General features: G+C 63.3%; 15 protein-coding genes and 4 tRNA genes. 16 read left to right on the top strand and 3 right to left on the bottom strand.

Annotation, left to right across the window (positions count from 1 at the left end; translation table 11 throughout):
• Window positions 1–4: 4 nt before the first annotated feature.
• From LZ005_RS06165 to LZ005_RS06140, 6 genes are read left to right on the top strand one after another with little or no spacing between them, the layout of a single operon-like run.
• Complete coding sequence (locus tag LZ005_RS06165; protein ID WP_237806126.1) at window positions 5–1,522, top strand: sugar ABC transporter ATP-binding protein; 1,518 nt, start codon at window positions 5–7, stop codon at window positions 1,520–1,522.
• Window positions 1,519–2,514: an ABC transporter permease gene (locus LZ005_RS06160; RefSeq protein WP_237805755.1), complete on the top strand. Its 996-nt coding sequence runs from the start codon at window positions 1,519–1,521 to the stop codon at window positions 2,512–2,514. The genes LZ005_RS06165 and LZ005_RS06160 overlap by 4 nt, the downstream gene beginning before the upstream one ends.
• A 2-nt stretch (window positions 2,515–2,516) precedes the next feature.
• The gene (locus LZ005_RS06155) at window positions 2,517–3,521 is read left to right on the top strand and encodes an ABC transporter permease (protein WP_237806124.1); all 1,005 of its coding nucleotides are present in this window, start codon (window positions 2,517–2,519) and stop codon (window positions 3,519–3,521) included.
• 3 nt (window positions 3,522–3,524) lie between these two features.
• Window positions 3,525–4,889, top strand: coding sequence for an FGGY-family carbohydrate kinase (locus LZ005_RS06150; RefSeq protein WP_237805753.1), 1,365 nt, complete (start codon window positions 3,525–3,527; stop codon window positions 4,887–4,889).
• A 34-nt stretch (window positions 4,890–4,923) separates the two neighbouring features.
• The gene (locus LZ005_RS06145) at window positions 4,924–5,064 is read left to right on the top strand and encodes a hypothetical protein (protein WP_237805751.1); all 141 of its coding nucleotides are present in this window, start codon (window positions 4,924–4,926) and stop codon (window positions 5,062–5,064) included.
• A 42-nt stretch (window positions 5,065–5,106) separates the two neighbouring features.
• Window positions 5,107–8,223, top strand: coding sequence for a TonB-dependent receptor (locus LZ005_RS06140; RefSeq protein WP_237805749.1), 3,117 nt, complete (start codon window positions 5,107–5,109; stop codon window positions 8,221–8,223).
• A gap of 301 nt (window positions 8,224–8,524) precedes the next feature.
• On the opposite strand, the gene LZ005_RS06135 is transcribed toward LZ005_RS06140, so the two are convergent.
• Window positions 8,525–9,922 (bottom strand): amino acid permease, encoded by a 1,398-nt coding sequence (locus LZ005_RS06135; RefSeq protein ID WP_373889307.1) that lies wholly within the window; start codon window positions 9,920–9,922, stop codon window positions 8,525–8,527.
• A 214-nt stretch (window positions 9,923–10,136) separates the two neighbouring features.
• Between LZ005_RS06135 and LZ005_RS06130 the strand changes: the two genes are divergently transcribed.
• From LZ005_RS06130 to LZ005_RS06095, 8 genes are all read left to right on the top strand, one after another.
• Complete coding sequence (locus LZ005_RS06130) at window positions 10,137–10,481, top strand: copper resistance CopC family protein (RefSeq protein ID WP_237805747.1); 345 nt, start codon at window positions 10,137–10,139, stop codon at window positions 10,479–10,481.
• Between the two features lies 1 nt (window position 10,482).
• On the top strand, window positions 10,483–11,346 hold the full coding sequence (locus LZ005_RS06125; RefSeq protein WP_237805745.1) for a CopD family protein: 864 nt from the start codon (window positions 10,483–10,485) through the stop codon (window positions 11,344–11,346).
• A 10-nt stretch (window positions 11,347–11,356) separates the two neighbouring features.
• Window positions 11,357–11,785 carry a nuclear transport factor 2 family protein gene (locus tag LZ005_RS06120; RefSeq protein WP_237805742.1) on the top strand — a complete coding sequence of 143 codons (429 nt, stop codon included), beginning with the start codon at window positions 11,357–11,359 and terminating at the stop codon, window positions 11,783–11,785.
• A 59-nt stretch (window positions 11,786–11,844) separates the two neighbouring features.
• A tRNA-Gly gene (locus LZ005_RS06115) sits at window positions 11,845–11,920 on the top strand.
• 68 nt (window positions 11,921–11,988) lie between these two features.
• A tRNA-Gly gene (locus tag LZ005_RS06110) sits at window positions 11,989–12,064 on the top strand.
• A 23-nt stretch (window positions 12,065–12,087) separates the two neighbouring features.
• A tRNA-Gly gene (locus LZ005_RS06105) sits at window positions 12,088–12,163 on the top strand.
• A 43-nt stretch (window positions 12,164–12,206) separates the two neighbouring features.
• A tRNA-Cys gene (locus LZ005_RS06100) sits at window positions 12,207–12,280 on the top strand.
• A 194-nt stretch (window positions 12,281–12,474) separates the two neighbouring features.
• Window positions 12,475–13,650: a site-specific integrase gene (locus LZ005_RS06095; RefSeq protein WP_237805740.1), complete on the top strand. Its 1,176-nt coding sequence runs from the start codon at window positions 12,475–12,477 to the stop codon at window positions 13,648–13,650.
• Here the strand turns inward: LZ005_RS06095 and LZ005_RS06090 are convergent.
• Entirely contained in the window at window positions 13,637–14,002 is a 366-nt protein-coding gene (locus LZ005_RS06090; RefSeq protein ID WP_237805738.1) for a helix-turn-helix domain-containing protein, read from the bottom strand. The genes LZ005_RS06095 and LZ005_RS06090 overlap by 14 nt on opposite strands.
• A 465-nt stretch (window positions 14,003–14,467) precedes the next feature.
• On the opposite strand from LZ005_RS06090, the gene LZ005_RS06085 reads away from it, so the two are divergent.
• Both LZ005_RS06085 and LZ005_RS06080 read left to right on the top strand, forming a co-directional pair.
• On the top strand, window positions 14,468–15,316 hold the full coding sequence (locus tag LZ005_RS06085) for a DNA-binding protein (protein ID WP_237805736.1): 849 nt from the start codon (window positions 14,468–14,470) through the stop codon (window positions 15,314–15,316).
• 217 nt (window positions 15,317–15,533) lie between these two features.
• Window positions 15,534–16,226, top strand: coding sequence for a hypothetical protein (locus LZ005_RS06080; RefSeq protein ID WP_237805734.1), 693 nt, complete (start codon window positions 15,534–15,536; stop codon window positions 16,224–16,226).
• 24 nt (window positions 16,227–16,250) lie between these two features.
• On the opposite strand, the gene LZ005_RS06075 is transcribed toward LZ005_RS06080, so the two are convergent.
• A complete protein-coding gene (locus tag LZ005_RS06075; protein WP_237805732.1) occupies window positions 16,251–17,537 on the bottom strand; it encodes a Swt1 family HEPN domain-containing protein in 1,287 nt (428 codons plus the stop codon).

The raw sequence follows: 17,537 nt of genomic DNA, 5'->3' as shown, positions 1-17,537 counted from the left end.
CATGATGTCTACTCCCCCCGTCCTGGAACTGCAGGGCATTAGCAAGCGCTTCGCCGGTGTGGTCGCGCTCAATGGGGTCTCGCTGAGCCTGCGCGCAGGCGAAGTGATGGCCCTGATCGGCGAGAACGGCGCCGGCAAGTCGACCCTGGTGAAAACCCTGACCGGCATCTACCAGCCCGATGGCGGCCAGATTCTGGTCGACGGTCAGGCCCTGCAGCTGCGCAGCCCCCAGGACGCGAGCGCGGCCGGCATCACCGCCGTGCACCAGGAAACCGTGATGTTCGATGAACTGACGGTGGCCGAAAACATCTACGTGGGCCGGCAGCCGATGACGGACAAGCCGGCGCGCGTCGACTGGGCCGCCATGGAGGCCGGAGCGCGCGCCCTGTTCGCGCGGCTGGAAGTCGATCTGCCGGTGACGGAGAAGGTCAAGGACCTGTCGGTGGCGCAGCGCCATTTCGTCGAGATCGCGCGCGCCCTGTCGCATGCGGCGCGCGTGGTCATCATGGACGAACCGACCGCCTCGCTGTCGCAGCGCGAAATCCGCGAGCTGTACCGCATCGTGCGCCAGCTGAAGGAAGCGGGCACGGCGATCATCTTCATCTCGCACAAGTTCGACGAAATCTTTGAAGTGGCCGACTGCTACACCGTGCTGCGCGACGGCGAATACGTGGCCGCCGGCCGCCTGGCCGATACCGACGAGCAGGGCCTGGTGGCCATGATGGTCGGGCGCAGCGTCAAACAGGCCTATCCGAAGGCCGAGGTGGTGCTCGGCGACACCCTGCTGTCGGTGCGCGGCCTGTCGCACCCGACCGAATTTGCCGGGATCGATTTCGATCTGCGCCAGGGCGAGATTCTGGGCTTTTATGGCCTGGTCGGCGCCGGCCGCTCGGAACTCATGCAGGCCCTGTTCGGCCTGACGCGCCAGGTCAGCGGCGAGGTGCGCATCGGCGGCCAGACTGTCAGCATCCGTTCGCCCGAAGACGCGATTGCGCTCGGCCTGGCCTATGTGCCGGAGGACCGCCAGCACCAGGGCGCCCACCTGACGATGCCGATTCTGCATAACTTCAGCCTCGCCGTGCTCGACAAGCTGGGCTTCTTCCTGCGCGGCCAGCGCCGCCAGGAGCGCGATCTGGCGCGCCATTTCGCCAGCAAGCTGGAACTGAAGGCGCACCACTTTCTGCAGCAGGTGTCCGAACTGTCGGGCGGCAATCAGCAGAAGGTCGTGCTCGGCAAATGGCTGGCCACGCAGCCGCGCATCATCATTCTCGACGAACCGACCAAGGGCATCGACATCGGCTCCAAGGCGGCCGTGCACCGCTTTATCAGCGAACTCGTGCGCGAAGGCCTGTCGGTGATCCTGGTCTCGTCCGAACTGCCCGAGGTGCTGGGTCTAGCCGACCGCATCGTGGTCATGCATCAGGGCCATATCCGCACGACTTTTGCGCGCGCCGATGCCACGCCCGAGGCCGTGGTCTCGGCCGCCTCCGGCATCACTGAACAAGAGGAGCTCGCCGCATGAAGCTGCGTATCGAAAAGCGCGAGTGGGTGCTGGCCCTCGTCACCCTGCTGCTGGTGGGCCTGGTCGGCCTGCGTGCGCCCGTATTCCTCAGCCCTGCAAGCCTGGGCAATCTGCTGACCGATGCCGCCGTGCTGGTCATGCTGGCCCTGACCCAGATGCTGGTCATCGTCACGCGCGGGATCGACCTGTCGGTGGCCTCGAACCTGGCGCTGTCGGGCATGATGGCGGCCCTGCTGGCCGCCGCCCATCCGGAGCTGCCGCTGCTGGTGATCGTGCTGGCGGCCACCCTGATCGGCCTGGTGCAGGGCTTGCTCAATGGCTGGCTGATCGGCTATCTCGAGCTGCCGCCGATCGTGGTGACGCTGGGCACCATGAGCGTGTTCCGCGGCCTCGTGTTCGTGCTCTCGGGCGGGGCCTGGGTGTCCTCGCGCCAGCTGCCGGCCCATTTTGTCGACTTCCCGCTCGCCAGCCTGCTGGGCCTGACCCATCTGGTGTGGATCGCCGTGGCGGTGGTGGCCGGCATGGCCTATGTGGTGCGCTTCACCCGTTTCGGGCGCGACCTGTATGCCATCGGCAATGCGCCGCATTCGGCGCGCTATATCGGCATCGATGCGCGCATGCGCCTGCTTGGCGTGTATGCGCTGTCGGGCGCCATGGCGGGCCTGGCCGGTTATCTGTGGGTGGCGCGCTATGCGGTGGCTTACACGGAAATCGCGTACGGCTATGAATTCACCGTGATCGCGGCCTGCGTGATCGGCGGCGTCTCGATCGCCGGTGGCGCCGGCAGCGTGCTCGCGGCCGTGCTCGGTGCGCTGTTCCTGTCGGTGGTCAATAACGCGCTGCCGGTGCTGAAGATCTCGCCGTTCTGGCAGAGCGCCCTGACCGGCGTCGTGATTCTCGCGGCCGTGCTGATCAATGCGCGCAGCCAGCGCGCGGCCAGCCGCCAGATTCTGCCCCTGTACCGCACCCACGCCGCAAGGAGCCAAGCTTGAACATGATGTCCGAAGGCGTGAGCAGCTCGCGCTATACGATCCAGGACCGCGCGCCGCGGCCGCTGTCGGCCTGGCTGAAACAGTGGGAGAGCCTGCTGGCCGTGCTGCTGCTGATCGTGCTGGCCGCGGGCGGCGCCGTGCTGCCGAACTTCCTCGACCCGCAGAACCTGCTCGACGGCACCTCCAATTTCAGCGAAAAGGCCATGATCGCCCTGCCGATGGCCCTGCTGATCATCTGCCGCGAGATCGATATCTCGGTGGCCGGCATTCTGGCCCTGTCCTCGGTGGCGATGGGCATGGCGCACCAGGCCGGCGTTCCGCCAGGCGGCCTGTTCGTGGTGGCGCTGGCGACCGGCACGCTGTGCGGCTGTGTGAATGGCCTGCTGGTGACGGTGTTCGGCCTGCCCTCGATTGTGGTGACGATCGGCACGGTGTCGCTGTTCCGCGGGCTGGCCTCGGTGGTACTCGGCGACCAGGCCTTTACCGGCTATCCGCAGCTGCTGGCCGACTGGGGCCAGGGCTATGTGTTCGATCTGGTGCCGCGCGCCTTCGTCATCTTCCTGCTGCTGACCGTGGTGTTTGCCGTGCTGCTGCATGGCACGCGCTGGGGTCGCCGCATTTTTGCCATCGGCAATAACCCGCTGGCGGCCCGCTTTGCCGGCATCCGCGTCGACCGCTACCGGTTCGCTCTGTTCGCCCTCAGCGGCCTGATTTCCGGTCTGGCCGCCTTCCTGCTGACGGGCCGGATCGGTTCGACGCGTCCCAACATCGCCATGGGCTGGGAGCTCGAAGCGATCACGATGGTAATCCTTGGCGGCGTCGCCATTGCCGGCGGCAGCGGCACCATCGCTGGCGTACTGCTGGCCGTGCTGACCCTGGGCGCCGTCAACTACGGCCTGGCGCTGGCCAATCTGCCCGGCATTGTGATGACGATCGTGGTTGGCAGCCTGCTGCTGGTGACGATTGCCCTGCCGCGCCTGCTCAACGGCCGCCAACAGAAGAAGTAAAGCATGCAAGACGCGACCATCGTCCTCGACATCGGCAAGACCAACGCCAAGCTCAGCCTGATCGCTCATGACGGGCAGACGCTCGCCAGCGCGCGCCGCGCCAACAGCGTGCTGCGCGATGGTCCCTATCCGCACCTCGATACCGAAGGCCTGTGGCAGTGGATGCTGGAGGTGCTGCGCGCGTTTGCCAGCCAGGCGCATGTGCGCGCGATCGTGCCGGTGACGCATGGCGCAACCGCCGCGCTGATCGATGAGCAGGGTCTGGTGCTGCCCGTGCTCGACTACGAATCGGCCTTGCCCGAAGAGGCCGAGCCCGACTATGGCGCCGCCTGCGATCCCTTCCAGTGTACCTACTCGCCGCGCCTGCCGGCTGGCCTCAATCTCGGCCGCCAGCTGTTCTGGCTGGCACGCCGCTTTCCGCAGGAATTCAAGCGCGCGCGCCATATTCTGATGTACCCGCAATACTGGGCCTGGCGCCTGTGCGGGGTGGCCGCCAGCGAAGTGACCTCGCTCGGCTGCCACACTGACCTGTGGCTGCCGCTCGAGCAGCAGCTGGCGCCGCTGGTGCACAAGCAAGGCTGGCAGAGCCGCTTTCCGACGCTGCACAAGGCGGCCGACACGCTCGGCCCGCTGCTGCCGAGCGTGGCGGCGGCCACCGGCCTGCCTGCCGACTGCGGCGTGGTCTGCGGCATTCATGACAGCAATGCCTCACTGCTGCGCCACCTGCTGGCGCCCGAGCGCAGCCTGCCGGCGGTGCTGTCGACCGGCACCTGGGTGATCGTCGCGGCCTTCGACGTGCCGCTGGCGCGCCTGGACGAGCGGCGCGACATGCTGGCCAATGTGGACGCGTTTGGCAACCCGGTGGCCTGCATGCGTTTCATGGGCGGACGCGAATTCGCCGCCCTGGCGGGGCCGCAGCCGCAGACCTGCAGCGCCGACGATATCGCCCGCCTGATCGCACGCGGCAGTTATGCCCTGCCCTGTTTCGCCGAAGCGGGCGGGCCGTTTGCCGGCCAGGCTGGCCGCCAGATCGGACCGGCGCCGGCCAACGCGGCCGAAGCCTATGCGCTGGCCACGCTGTACGTGGCCCTGATGAGCGACTACTGCCTCGACTGCCTCGGCGTGCAAGCCCCGCTCGTGATCGAAGGCAGTTTCACCACCAATCCGTATTTCGCCCCGCTGCTGGCGGCCCTGCATCCGGCCCAGCCCGTGCTGGTGTCGGACGACACCAGCGGCACCACCAGTGGCGGCTTGATGCTGCATCTTGGCGCAGCCGGTGCGGCGCGTGCCGAACAGGCCGCCGCCCCCTGGCAGGACCCGATGTGGCCCGTCTACCGCGCGCGTTGGCGTGCGCTGCTGACGAGCTGATCACACGCCCGAAAAAACGGCGAAAACGACGCAAATGATCATCCGCATGATTGCGGAAAAGCCCGCCATTGCTGGCGTTCTGACGAATTCGCCACAGTTGGCAATCAACTTCCTGATTACTTTTTTGACCCTGCTGTTTTCGCCAGATGCTCCACCTAGAATGATCGGGCAGTAACAAGAACCGCCTACCCAAGCGCGGTACCCAGAGGAGACCAAATTGAAAAATCTCGACCAGCCGCGTCGCGTCTTGAATACCAAGCGTTGCGGCACCTATCTCGCGATCATGTCGGCCTTTGCCGGCGCGAGCGCGTATGCCCAGAGCACTCCCCCCGCCAGCAAGGACGACACCGCGACGGTGATCGTGTCCGGCACGCGCAAATCGATTGAGTCCTCGATCGACCGCAAGATGAAGGCGTCCACCGTGGTGGACTCGATCGTGGCGGAAGACATCGGCCAGTTCCCGGACAAGAACGTCGGCGAAGCGCTCTCGCGCGTCACCGGCGTGCAGCTGCAGCGCGAATTCGGCGAAGGCTCGACCGTCGCCATCCGCGGCGTCGAGCCGGACCTGAACCGTGTCGAGATCGACGGCGCCTCGGTGCTGTCGACCAATGGCACCAACCCGGGCGGGCGCGGCGCCGAACTGCGCGAAATGCCGGCCGAACTGATCCAGTCGATCGACGTCTACAAAGGCACGACGGCCGATCTGGTCGAAGGCGGTGTCGGCGGCTCCGTGATCATCAAGACGCGCAAGCCGCTCGACTTCAAGAAGTTCACGATGGCGGCGAATGCCTCGGCCGAGCAATCCTCGCTGCGTGGCGGCGTGCAGCCGCGCGGCAGCCTGTTCATCACCGACCGCTTCCTCGACGGCCGCCTTGGCCTGCTGGCCAATGTGGTGTACGACAAGGTCTTCACGCGTAACGATTACATCCGCAATACCTCGTGGACCTATCTGCGCGATTGGGACTTCTCGCCCGACAAGACCAACGTCAGCACCGACCCGACCCTGGCCGCGATCACCACCCCGGCCGGCTGCGCCTCGCTGCCGACGGCCAGCCAGCGCAACTGCCAGCTGCAGTGGTACGACTACGCGCCGCAGATTCCGCGTTACGGCCAGTGGTCGCGCGACCACAACCGCAACTCGACCCAGCTGATGGCCCAGTACCAGATCGACAAGGGCTTCAACGTGTATGTGGCCGGTCAGCGCAATACCCAGCACCAGACCCTGACCGACCGTAACTTCGGTACCGACAACAGCTTCAACAGCACCACCGGCACCACGGCCCTGCGCCTGTCGAACGCCGGCACGGCGCCGGTCTATGATCCGAAGACCGGCCTGGCCTCGAAGGCCGGCACCTGCACCCCGGTCAGCACTGCCGTCACCCCGGCCGGCGTGACCACGGCCGACCATATCGAAACGTCCTACACCGTCGGCAACTGCCTGTACGTGGCCAACCAGGGCGGCCAGGGCGCGTTCTCGACCGCCACCCGCTTCTTCAAGCAGGACATCACCTCGAACTACTACAACGGCGGTTTCGAGTACAAGAACGGCGGCCTCGAAGCGGAAGGCCAGATCACCAAGTCCGACGCCTTCTACACGAACGACACCAACAACCTGATCATGACCCAGAACGCACCGGGCCTGCAGGTGTCGCTCGACAGCAAGGGTCTGCCCCACTTCACCTTCCCGAGCGCCTACGATCCGAGCAATCCGGGTTCCTATGTGCAGGCCGCGCTGCAGTACCGTCCGGTCGAGCAGAAGACCACCGAAGACCAGGTCAAGCTGGACCTGCGTTATCGCACCGGCTGGAACTTCCTCGAACGCGTGATGTTCGGTGTGCGCGCCAGCAAGGGCACGATGGCCAACTACGCGGGCGGCGGCTACATGGTCTCGCCGGGCGTGTATGTGCAGACGGCCAACGTGACGCAGAACATCAACTACGATCCGTTCAACAATACCGGCACCCTGCCGGTCCAGCAGAACCCGGCGAACATCGCCTCGCTGCCGACCTGGAACCGCTTCGTCAACTCGGCCACGATGCAGAACATCGCCAGCTCCCTGCTGACCGAACGTTCGGACAACTTCTACACCAGCTACAGCGGCGTCAGCGGTTTCCCGAGCAGCTGGATCGCCCCGGGTTACCAGAATGTCGGCCAGTTCTTCGACCTGTCGAAGTTCAACCACGACTACCTGTACACGGCGCCGGGCAGCGACGGCAAGACCTATGACCAGATCCCCGCCTACAAGATGGCCGAGCGCACGCGTGCGGCTTATCTGCGCGGCGACTGGGGGACCGAGCTGTTTGGCCACGATGTGCGCGGCAATGTCGGCGTGCGTTACGTGAAGACCTACGAGACGGCGATCGGCCTGACCCGTACCCAGGTGCGCACCGCCACGGCGCCGGGCGCGTCGACCTATACCGACACCATCACGGCCAACGGCATCACCTCGATCGACAACACCTACAATGACATTCTGCCGAGCTTCAACGCCGTCGTGAATATCATTCCGGACACCTTCAATGTGCGTCTGGGCTGGGGCAAGGTCATGGCCCGTCCGAACATCCAGCAACTGTCGCCGGGCATCACCTGTACGCTCGGTTCCGGTCTGGCCCAGTTCGGCGGCAATGGCTACGACGTGTGTAGCGCCACCGGCAACCCGGATCTGAAGCCCTTCCGTGCCACCAACAAGGACCTGAGCCTGGAATACAGCGTCAACCGCGACACCTTCCTGAGCCTGGCCTACTTCCAGAAGAACATCACCGTCGGCAGCCCGATCTCGACGACGCTGACCGGTGTGGACTTCTTCGGCGACGGCAAGCAGTGGCAGGTGACCCTGCCGGTGAACGCCCCGGGCGCCACCACGCGCGGTGTGGAAATCGCTGTGCGCCACGCGCTGACCTGGCTGCCGGGCTGGGCCCGCGGTTTCGGTCTGGACACCAACTTCACGCGCATGAACTTCAGCTATGCGCAGGGTCTGGAACGTCTGAACCCGCTGGACAACTCGATCCTGCCGTATCCGGGTCTGTCCAAGAACAGCTACAACATTGGCCTTTGGTATGACCTGGGTCCGATCAACGCCCGCATCGCCTACAACCACCGCGACCGCTACTACACGGGATCGCTGGATGTATCGAAGAATCCGGTGTTCATCGAAACCACGGGCTATCTGGATGCCAAGATCCAGTATCGCTACTCCGACCAGATCACCTTCTCGCTGGAAGGCAAGAATCTGTCGAACCAGAACCAAGTCTCGGACGCCGGCTCGCTGTCGCGCGTGAACGAGTACATCTGGTCGGGCCGCCGCTACTACGCCGGCATGAGCGTCAAGTTCTGACCCTACCCATTCCCTTGGGCTAGCCAGCCGCGCAGTCAGCGGCTGGTTTTTTTTCGTCCCAACACAAGGTATACCGCCAGAAAAAATGGTTCATAAAAAATGGGGTCAGACCCCATTTATCCAGCCAGAAAAATGGGGTCTGACCCCATTTTTTCCTGCCAGACCGGCTTCTCGTTGGAAGGCAAGAATCTGTCGAACCGATAAATGGGGTCTGACCCCATTTTTTCGTGCGGGCAAAACAAAACCCCGGGACTGCAGGGCAGTGCCGGGGTCGGGTTTTGCAGCAGGCGCTGCGGGCGGCTTACTGCTGCTTGTGCAGCACGGCGTTGTGGCGCGAGTAGGTGAAGTAGATCACCAGACCGATGACCAGCCAGATCAGGAAGGCGATCCAGGTCGTCTTGCTCAGGAAGCTCATCAGGGCCAAGCAGAACACGATCGACAGGGCCGGCACCACGGGCACGCCCGGGCAACGGAAGGCGCGCGGCAGGTCCGGGCGCTTCTTGCGCAGCACGACCACGGCCACCGACACCAGACAGAAGGCGGCCAGCGTGCCGATATTGATCAGCTCGGCCAGCACATCGAGCGGCACCATCGAACCGATCAAGCCGAACACGATGCCGACCACCCAGGTCGCGAAGAAAGGCGTGCCGTATTTCGGGTGCACTTTCGACAGGCGCTGCGGCAGCAAGCCGTCACGCGACATGGCGAAGATGATGCGAGTCTGGCCATAGCTCATCACCAGAATCACAGTGGTCATGCCCAGAATCGCGCCCAGATCGACGAAGCCGGCGAACCAGTTCTCTTTTGCGTACTGCAGGGCCAGCGAGACCGGGTGGTCGACACCTGCGAACTGCTGGAAGGGCACGATGCCAGTCATGATGGCCGACACCAGCACATACAGCACGGTGCAGACGGTCAGCGAACCGATAATGCCGATCGGCAGATCGCGCTCGGGGCGCTTGACCTCTTCGGCCGCCGAGGTCACGGCGTCGAAACCGATGAAGGCGAAGAACACCAGGGCGGCGGCGCTCATCACACCATTCATACCGAAGGGCATGAAGGGCTGCCAGTTGGCCGGCTGCACGTGGCGCGCACCCGTGAAGATGAACAGCAGCACGACGGCGATCTTGATCACCACCATCACGCCATTGGCGCGGGCCGATTCACGCACGCCGAGCGAGAGCATGGCGGTCAGCACCAGCATGATCAGCAGGGCCGGCAGGTTGATGATGGTGTGCACCCCGGCGACGGCGCCGGGCGCGGCCGTGAGTTCCACCGGCAGGCGCATGCCGAAGCCGGCGATGAGGGATTGGAAATAACCCGACCAGCCGACCGACACGGCCGAGGTGGCCAGACCATACTCGAGCAGCAGGTCCCAGCCGATCATCCAGGCGACCAGTTCGCCCATGGTGGCATAGCTATAGGTATAGATCGAACCAGCGACCGGCACCGTGGAAGCGAATTCGGCATAGCACAGGGCGGCAAAGCCACAGGCAATGGCGGCGATCACGAAGGACAGGGTCAGTGCCGGGCCGGCCGTGACGGCGCCGGTACCGGTCAGCACAAAGATACCGGTGCCGACGATGGCGCCGATGCCCATCAGGACGAGGTCCATCGGCCCGAGGACTTTCTTCAAGCCCGTGTCGGACTTGCTCTGCGCGACCATGTGGTCCAGGTTCTTGGTTCGGAAAATACTCACGTGGGTTCCTAAACGTTGTTGTGGTTATTCAAAGCCGGACCTGGACAGCTTGCCAGGGCCGTTGTCTCCAAGGCGCTAAGGATATAGGAATCCCAGCAAGACTTCATCAAGAAATGTGATCTGTATGCCAATCCGCACGAAAGATCGTCGCATATTTGCCCAAGGGCGGTATCATCGCCCCGAATGTTTCGTTAAATGCAAAGGACACCCCACGATGATTCGCACCCTGTTTGCCGGCCTTCTGCTCCTGATTGGCATGGGCGCGGCCCAGGCCCACGGCAAGCTGGAGGCCGCCAGCCCGGCCGCCAATGCCCAGCTCGACGCGGCGCCGAAAGAGATCAGCCTGCGCTTTAATGAAGTGCTGGAACCGGCCTTCAGCAACATCGCCCTGAGCGACGCCCAGGCCAAGGCCCTGCCCCTGCCCCCGGCCACCATCGAGGGCAAAACCATGCGGACCGCCGTGCCCGTACTCGGCGCCGGCAGCTACACGGTGCGCTGGAGCGCGATGACCCGCGACGGCCACAAGGTCAAGGGCGAGTACCGCTTCAGCGTCCGTTGAGATGTCCGTCGTTGAACTGGCCCACTGGGCGCTGAGCGGCGCCGGCCACCTGGGCCTGGCCCTGATGGCGGGTGCCTGGCTGGCCCAGGCCCGCGCGCCGGGCTGGGCTGATCGCGCCCGGCGCGCCATCGGCCGCACGGCTGCACTCGGATGGGGCATCAGCCTGGCCGCCGCCATGGCCGGACTCTGGAGCGAAGCGGCCAGCATGGCCGACGTTGGCTTCACCGAGGCGGGCCCGGCCGTGCAGCAGATGCTGTCCACGACCCACTACGGACGCGCCTGGACCGTGGCCACCCTGGCGCTGTTCGGCGCCCTGCCCTGGGTGCTGCGCACGCGCCCCCGTCTGCCCGCGTTGGCGGCACTGGCTGTGTACGCCTACGCGCGCAGCCTGTTCGGCCATGCCGGCGCCGACGGCGACTGGACCTGGCAGGCCGCGAGCGCCGCCGTCCATCTGCTGCTGATCAGTGTGTGGTGCGGCGAAGTGCTGCTCACCGGCTGGGTCGTGCTGCGCGGCGACACCCCCGCGCCCACGTTCGCCAGCTATCTGGCCGCCGTCTCGCGCAGCGCCACCTGGGCCCTGGCGGGGCTGGTGCTGACTGGCCTGGCGAATGGGGCCTTCGTGTCCGGCTTCGCGCCCTTCAGCCTGAGCGGCGCCTACCAGACGCTCTTGCTGGCCAAGCTGGCGCTCGTGGCTGCGGCCGCCCTGCTTGGCGGCGCCAACCGCTTTCTGCTGCTGCCGCGCCTGGACACCAGCCCGCGTGCGCGCCGCCTCTGCCTGCTGATCTTGCGCGGCGAAAGCCTGCTGCTGCTGGCGACGCTTGTCATGGCCAGTATCCTGGCCGCTACCCCACCCCATCCAGACTGAGGAAAAACCGATGCGCCTGCCCTTGCTGATCGCGACCGCCCTGTTGAGCATGCCCGTCTGGGCCGAAGAGACACCGCAAAGCGCGCTCGACGCCTTTCACGCGGCCCTGCAAAGCGGGCAGCGCAACGAGGCGCTGGCACGGCTGGCGCCGCAGGTTCTGATTTATGAGTCGGGCTACACCGAGCGTTCGCGCGAGGCCTATGCCAGCCACCACCTGGGTGACGACATCGCGTTTGCGCGCGAGACCCAACGCAAGCGCCTGCAACAAAGCGTCAGCCTGGGCGAGCAGCTGGCGGTGGTAACGGAAGAGAGCGAGACCAGCGGCAGCTACAAAGGCAAGGCCGTGCACAGCTTCGACCTCGAGACCGCCGTGCTCGAGAAGCAGAACGGGCGCTGGGTGATTACCCATCTGCATTGGTCCTCACGAAAAGCCAAGTAAGTCCAAGTCACTTCCTTGACATTTTTTGGCAACCCTCTATAATACCCACCTGTCACGACGCGGGAGTAGCTCAGTTGGTAGAGCGCAACCTTGCCAAGGTTGAGGTCGAGGGTTCGAGACCCTTCTCCCGCTCCAATTCGAGGCGAAGCGCAAGCTTCGTTTTTTTATGGAGGTCGGCGACAATGTAGTTGTAGCAGTTCACTGCGGGAGTAGCTCAGTTGGTAGAGCGCAACCTTGCCAAGGTTGAGGTCGAGGGTTCGAGACCCTTCTCCCGCTCCAGTTGAGCTATGCAGCACGAATATGCGGGAGTAGCTCAGTTGGTAGAGCGCAACCTTGCCAAGGTTGAGGTCGAGGGTTCGAGACCCTTCTCCCGCTCCAGATTGCGGAAGGGAAGCAACGGCTTCCTTTTTTTGTCCCCTAAGGCGGGGTAGCAAAGTGGTTATGCAGCGGCCTGCAAAGCCGTCTACGCCGGTTCGATTCCGGCCCTCGCCTCCAACAAAATCAAGCACTTAGCTTGCGCAAAGCCGGGAACTCCCCGGCTTTTTTGCTTTCAAATAGGCTCGAAACGGGTCGCTGCTACCCCGTTTGGGTAGCACTGCTACCCTGATTCGGCCTCGTTTGTCCGTCTACGCGAGTAGGCCGTCGACGCGAGATGCCGCCACCTTGCTACCCAACTCGGGGAGAAGCACATGGCCATGGTCAGGCAACGCGGCAACAAGTTCGAATTGCGGGTCAAACACCGACTGCTGCCGAACAAGATTTATACGAGCACTTTCGACTCCGAAGGCGAGGCCCGTTCCTACGGGACGCGCCTGGAAGCCCTGCTGGCGCAAGGCCTGCTCCCGCAAGACCTCGCTTCGCAACGCGGGAGCCCCAATGGGGACACGCTCGCCAAGGTCATCCGCGACTACCAAGCGACCGTGCCGGTCAGCGCACTCGACTGCGAAATCCTCGACCTGTTATACGGGAAGATCGGCAGCACCCGCGTCGATCGCGCCTTGACGTACAAATGGGCCGAAGAATGGGTGCGTAGCATGAAAATAGAAGCCCACCTGGCGCCGGGGACGATCCGCAAACGGACTGGCGCGCTGGCCCGCATGCTCGACTGGCATCTCAAGCGGCAAGCCAAAGACGGTGCCCTCCCAGTGGCCAATCCGCTGCGCCTCCTGCCGAAGAACTATTCAACCTACAACGAGCACGAGCGCATGCTCCTAATGGGCGACAACGGCCAACTGGCCAAGACCGATGTGGAGCGCGACCGGCGCTTGTACGACGGCGAGGAAGCGGCCATCCGCGCAGTCCTGCGCGGCGAGAAGCGCGACGGCCGCCAACGGCCTTTGACCCTACCCGACGGCCCGGCCATGCTCGACTTATACGAGATCATCGTGAACACAGCAATGCGTTTGCGCGAGGCCTACCGCTTGAAGCCCGAACACATCCGTCTCGACCAGCGCACGATCCATGTGGCGGCAAGCAAGACGGGCGCGGCACGCGACATCCCGATCCTTCCCGTCGCTTACGACATTCTCGTGCGGCGCGTGAAGGCGGCGAAGAAGGGCCAACCGATTTTCCCATGGTGGAGCGGCGCCGACGACAAAAAAGAACTGCGCCGCATCACGAACCGCTTGAGCCGCGCGTTCGGCCGCGCGTTCGCGTACGCCGGATGTCCAGACTTGACCGAGCACGATTTACGCCACGAGGCCACGTGCCGCTGGGTCCTGATGCGCGACGCGCAACGGCATTGGCTATTCCGGACTGAGGAATGCATGAGAATCACGGGGCACAAAGATCCGCGTATGTTCATGCGCTACGTCTCGCTGCGCGGTTCGGACCTTGCCGAGCGCCTTTGGACTACGACACCTTGACGACACGGGTCAGGTCCGGCCGCCCCGTCTTGGGGTCGCCCACCGCCGTCGGCAAGGACGGTGCCGGCTTGGCCCGCACGTGGGCCAAGGCTTGCTCGTTGAGGAAAATATTCAATGCCCCGACGGGAAAGCGCCAGGATCGCCCGTATTTCACGGCCGGTAAGTCGTGGGAAGCGGCTAGGGCTTTGACATGCTGCGGTTCGCAGCCTAGTTCGAGCGCGACATCTTCGGCCGTCAACGCGTCGATACCCTGCCCGTCCATGGCGCGGCGCCGGGGCAGCTGGCTGGCACCCGCTCCCGCACCGACGACGGCGCCAGTGCCGGTAAAGGCTTGCTCATTTTCGTCAGACATTGAATACATGGGTTCTGTTTTCTTTTGAAGCGCATCCGAAGGCGACGCCACACGCGATCGGTACAGTCTATCCGCGTACCGCGCCGCTTCAAAAGCAGAAACCGCCCGGGCGCGCACGGGGCATTCTTGACCGACTGGGCGCTGTGTACGACGCGCAGGCCTCGGTTGCTCATCAAGCGAAGCGCCCCGAGGCAAACGCGCTCAGGCACCAGGGATGGCATCCCCAACAAGGGCGAGACTGGCGTGCCGTGCGCGATGCGCAGCACGGCAGGCAGGTCAAGTAGCGGCAACACGTAATACGGCGATTCGGTAAGGAGGTAAGAAGGTAAGAATAATAAGAAGGTAGCGATAGGGACAGTATGGTAAGAAGTTCCCGAAAACGAAGCCAGCCAATAAGACCGCGGTCAATACCGAGTTGCGGCAAGCGCCTACGCTTACCCTCATCAATCAAACCGGACAGCAGCCATGGACCTCGCCACGGAGAAGAGAGATCGGATCTTTCGAATAGCCGATGCCCTGTACGAAGAAAGCGGTCGCCGGTCATTCCCAACCGTAGATGCCGTTCGCAAGGCAGCACGGGTCAACATGAACGACGCAAGCACCGGGATGAAGGAGTGGCGCCGATCCCAGTCCGCCCTGGTAGCGCCGGTCACGGTTCAGGTACCGGCCACACTGCAACAAGCCAACACAGCTTCCTTGAACGCCCTTTGGGCGGAAGCGGTGTCGTGCGCAAACGAAGCACTCCGGGCCGCTCAAGCGAGCTGGGAGTTGGAAAGGGCCGAATCGGAAGCGCTCCGAGAGCAAATGGCGAATGCCTTCGAAGCGCAATCAACCGAGTTGGAGTCCGCGCACGCTGCAATGGAGCACCAGCGCGTTCAGCTTCAGGAATTGACCGAGCAGCTACGCGCCGCACAATCGGCTTCGACCATTGCCGAACGGGCGCGCGCGGAAGCTGTCGCTGCAATGGAGACGGCGAAGGCCCAATCCGCAGAGATCGAACGACGCGCAGAAGATCTGAAGGCGGAACTCGACCGGGCCCACGGCGCTCATGCGAAGACTTCGGCCGAACTCACTAGGCTGCAACTAAGCACCGCTGAAGAGATCCGCCAGCTGCGAGAAGCACAGACGACCGCCAAAGAGGCCAACGCCCAACGGGATTTGCAGCTCCGCGAGGATTTAACCCAAGCTCGAGAGACTGCAGCCACTCTAAGGGGCAAGCTAGAGGCTCTCGAGCCCTATGTTGCATCGTTAGCCGGCGCGCAGCAGGGCCGACCGAGAGGGAACGGGAAAAGCCGAGCAAAAGTTCAACCGTAATTCGCTCGACGCCGGAACCCCACGGAGCGCGCGACACCCTGTCCCAGTTGATAAAGGAAAAGTCGTTGTGATAAGGTGAGGGTCGGCGCCCACCTGCGCCACGACGCCAGTCCATGGAAACCCGCTACGGCAGGATGGTGCTACGGCTCTTCTCTCCAAACCACCGCTGCGTGGTGTACTGGCCACTGCGTGATGCGGTTCTCATTTGGAGAACGAGATGAACCTTCGCGGCACGCGCGCGCCCAAACCGGCGACCTTGACACTCTTAAACACTATTCGCAAGACCGCGAAAACGCTGGCACGCTCCGGCATGCGGCACAAAGTCGCGCTCGATCTGCTTGCGCGCGAAGCGGGCTACATGAAAGGCTGGGAGGAACTGAAGGGCAACGTCTTCGCGGCCACGGTTCGTGGTGCGGGGCTGTCGATCGGGGAGGAACCGACATTGCTCCGAGGTCCACGCGCAAGCGTTCCCAATTGGGAACGAGACGAATCCGAATTGAAAGAATGGTTCGAGCGCCCTTATTTGAAACTCAACATGCACGGCGACGCCTACCAAATTATTTGCCTGGACGGGCGCATATGGAATAACCCAAGTCTGATCACCGACTGTCATGAGGATCCGCCCTTTGCAGAGTCGATCGAATTCGCCAAAGAACGGTTTTCATTTTTCTTCGCAAATAGCATTTGGAAAGTCGAACCCGATATCAATTCGAGCGAACACCGCAAACTAACCTTGTGCTGGCGGCACACCGAAGTCTTGACTTCAATCGATCGCGAGCCCTTGTTTATCGGAACACCCGATCAAGTTCATCGACGTGAACGAGTGCTAAGGGAAATTCGGCAGCGGCGGATCAGAGACTTCGACCGGCTCTTCAAATTGGAAGCACTCGGCTACCCGGCTGAGCGGTGATCGCTGGTTTTCCAGTAGCAATCTCTAAGTGTCGGTTATGTCGATCAGAGGGGCGCGCATTTGCCGCATCAAGCGCGTTCCCTCGAAGGCCAAGATCGCCACTTCTTCGTTCAACAAGATGCGATGGTGTGCGGTAGCGACACGTAATGGCCTCAAGCGATAGAAGGCCGCTTTGACATCTTCCTTCACTCGGAAGTGGCGCTTGAACACTTTTTCCCATGCCGCGTTCCCAGTGATGATCACTTCGTATTCAGTGAAATCGGCATAGTCCATCAGTGGGGCCGGCGGCCTCCCAAGGTTTTTCGCTTCGATCTCGGCCTTTTCCTTCCATCCAAGAATCAATTTTTGACTCAGGTGCGTTTTCATCCAGTTCGCCCCGAACACACGGCGCATTTCGCGCTCGATGAATGCCCTAAGTTCCAGTTCCAGCGCCTTCAGGCACTTGTTTGCCAAAACCATGCGTTCGTCGTCATCCTTCGCACGCAGGAATAATTCCACCGGCAAGGGTGAGTCGAGGCGAACCAATCCGCTGTCAGGCTTCTCACTGAGCAAGACATCGGCGACTTCATCCGCAGGCACACTCGATAGTGCCGGGGAAAAGCCTTGTTCTGAGTAGATGGCGCTTCGCTCCGCGCCATCTGCCGTCGCGAATACGGACCAATCCGTCCAGCTGGAAAAGTCGCCCAGTTCGGCACGCATCAGCGTCGAGACACTTTCCAGGAACGGGGCAAGGCGAGCGACGCCCTGTGCCATCACTGTCAACTCGGTTGCTCCTAAGACCCTCTGCGCGAACCGCTCCCGTTCCAGTTGTTGCCTCGCCAAGGCCGCCGCCACCGATGTGCCGTAGCCATCTGACAAACTTAGAGTCTGTGCGACCTGGCCGATCGCATTCCAGCGGTCGTCCTGGACGAGTTGAGACCAATTGCGGTCCAAGTCGCGCAGCGCGCTTGCGCCCACATCGCCCACGAACGATCTTGCAAGCCATTGGTTAAGGCTCTCAATGCCGACCTGACTGGCAGCGCTGGCTTGTACTGAGAAGATCGCTTGCGCCGTCTGTCCGCCCAGAGCGCGCTCGATCTCCGAGATGCGCATTTTTTCACGCTCCACAAGGAAGTCACTCACCGCGCTGGTTCGGCTATGCAACTGCCCGGCGCCCGCCGCCCTCTCCGAAAGGCTGAACAATTCTTCAGCATTGTTCACGCCTGCGGCACGGCACATCGCCTCGACCGCACTTTGCGCCGCATAAATACGCTCGATCTCACGGACTGCTTGCCCGTCATGTAATGATTTGAAAAGGTCGCTAGCTTGCAT

The sequence above is a fragment of the Massilia sp. TS11 genome (assembly GCF_022012445.1).
Taxonomy (GTDB): Bacteria; Pseudomonadota; Gammaproteobacteria; order Burkholderiales; family Burkholderiaceae_D; genus Telluria.
Note: the sequence above shows the minus strand (reverse complement) of the source record. Positions and strands in the feature narration are given on the sequence as shown.

Coding starts and splice junctions, on each gene's coding strand:
- LZ005_RS06165 (WP_237806126.1), top strand. CDS start 5: ATGTCTACTCCCCCCGTCCTGGAACTGCAGGGCATTAGCAAGCGCTTC.
- LZ005_RS06160 (WP_237805755.1), top strand. CDS start 1,519: ATGAAGCTGCGTATCGAAAAGCGCGAGTGGGTGCTGGCCCTCGTCACC.
- LZ005_RS06155 (WP_237806124.1), top strand. CDS start 2,517: ATGATGTCCGAAGGCGTGAGCAGCTCGCGCTATACGATCCAGGACCGC.
- LZ005_RS06150 (WP_237805753.1), top strand. CDS start 3,525: ATGCAAGACGCGACCATCGTCCTCGACATCGGCAAGACCAACGCCAAG.
- LZ005_RS06145 (WP_237805751.1), top strand. CDS start 4,924: ATGATCATCCGCATGATTGCGGAAAAGCCCGCCATTGCTGGCGTTCTG.
- LZ005_RS06130 (WP_237805747.1), top strand. CDS start 10,137: ATGATTCGCACCCTGTTTGCCGGCCTTCTGCTCCTGATTGGCATGGGC.
- LZ005_RS06125 (WP_237805745.1), top strand. CDS start 10,483: ATGTCCGTCGTTGAACTGGCCCACTGGGCGCTGAGCGGCGCCGGCCAC.
- LZ005_RS06120 (WP_237805742.1), top strand. CDS start 11,357: ATGCGCCTGCCCTTGCTGATCGCGACCGCCCTGTTGAGCATGCCCGTC.
- LZ005_RS06095 (WP_237805740.1), top strand. CDS start 12,475: ATGGCCATGGTCAGGCAACGCGGCAACAAGTTCGAATTGCGGGTCAAA.
- LZ005_RS06090 (WP_237805738.1), bottom strand. CDS start 14,002: ATGTCTGACGAAAATGAGCAAGCCTTTACCGGCACTGGCGCCGTCGTC.
- LZ005_RS06085 (WP_237805736.1), top strand. CDS start 14,468: ATGGACCTCGCCACGGAGAAGAGAGATCGGATCTTTCGAATAGCCGAT.
- LZ005_RS06080 (WP_237805734.1), top strand. CDS start 15,534: ATGAACCTTCGCGGCACGCGCGCGCCCAAACCGGCGACCTTGACACTC.
- LZ005_RS06075 (WP_237805732.1), bottom strand. CDS start 17,537: ATGCAAGCTAGCGACCTTTTCAAATCATTACATGACGGGCAAGCAGTC.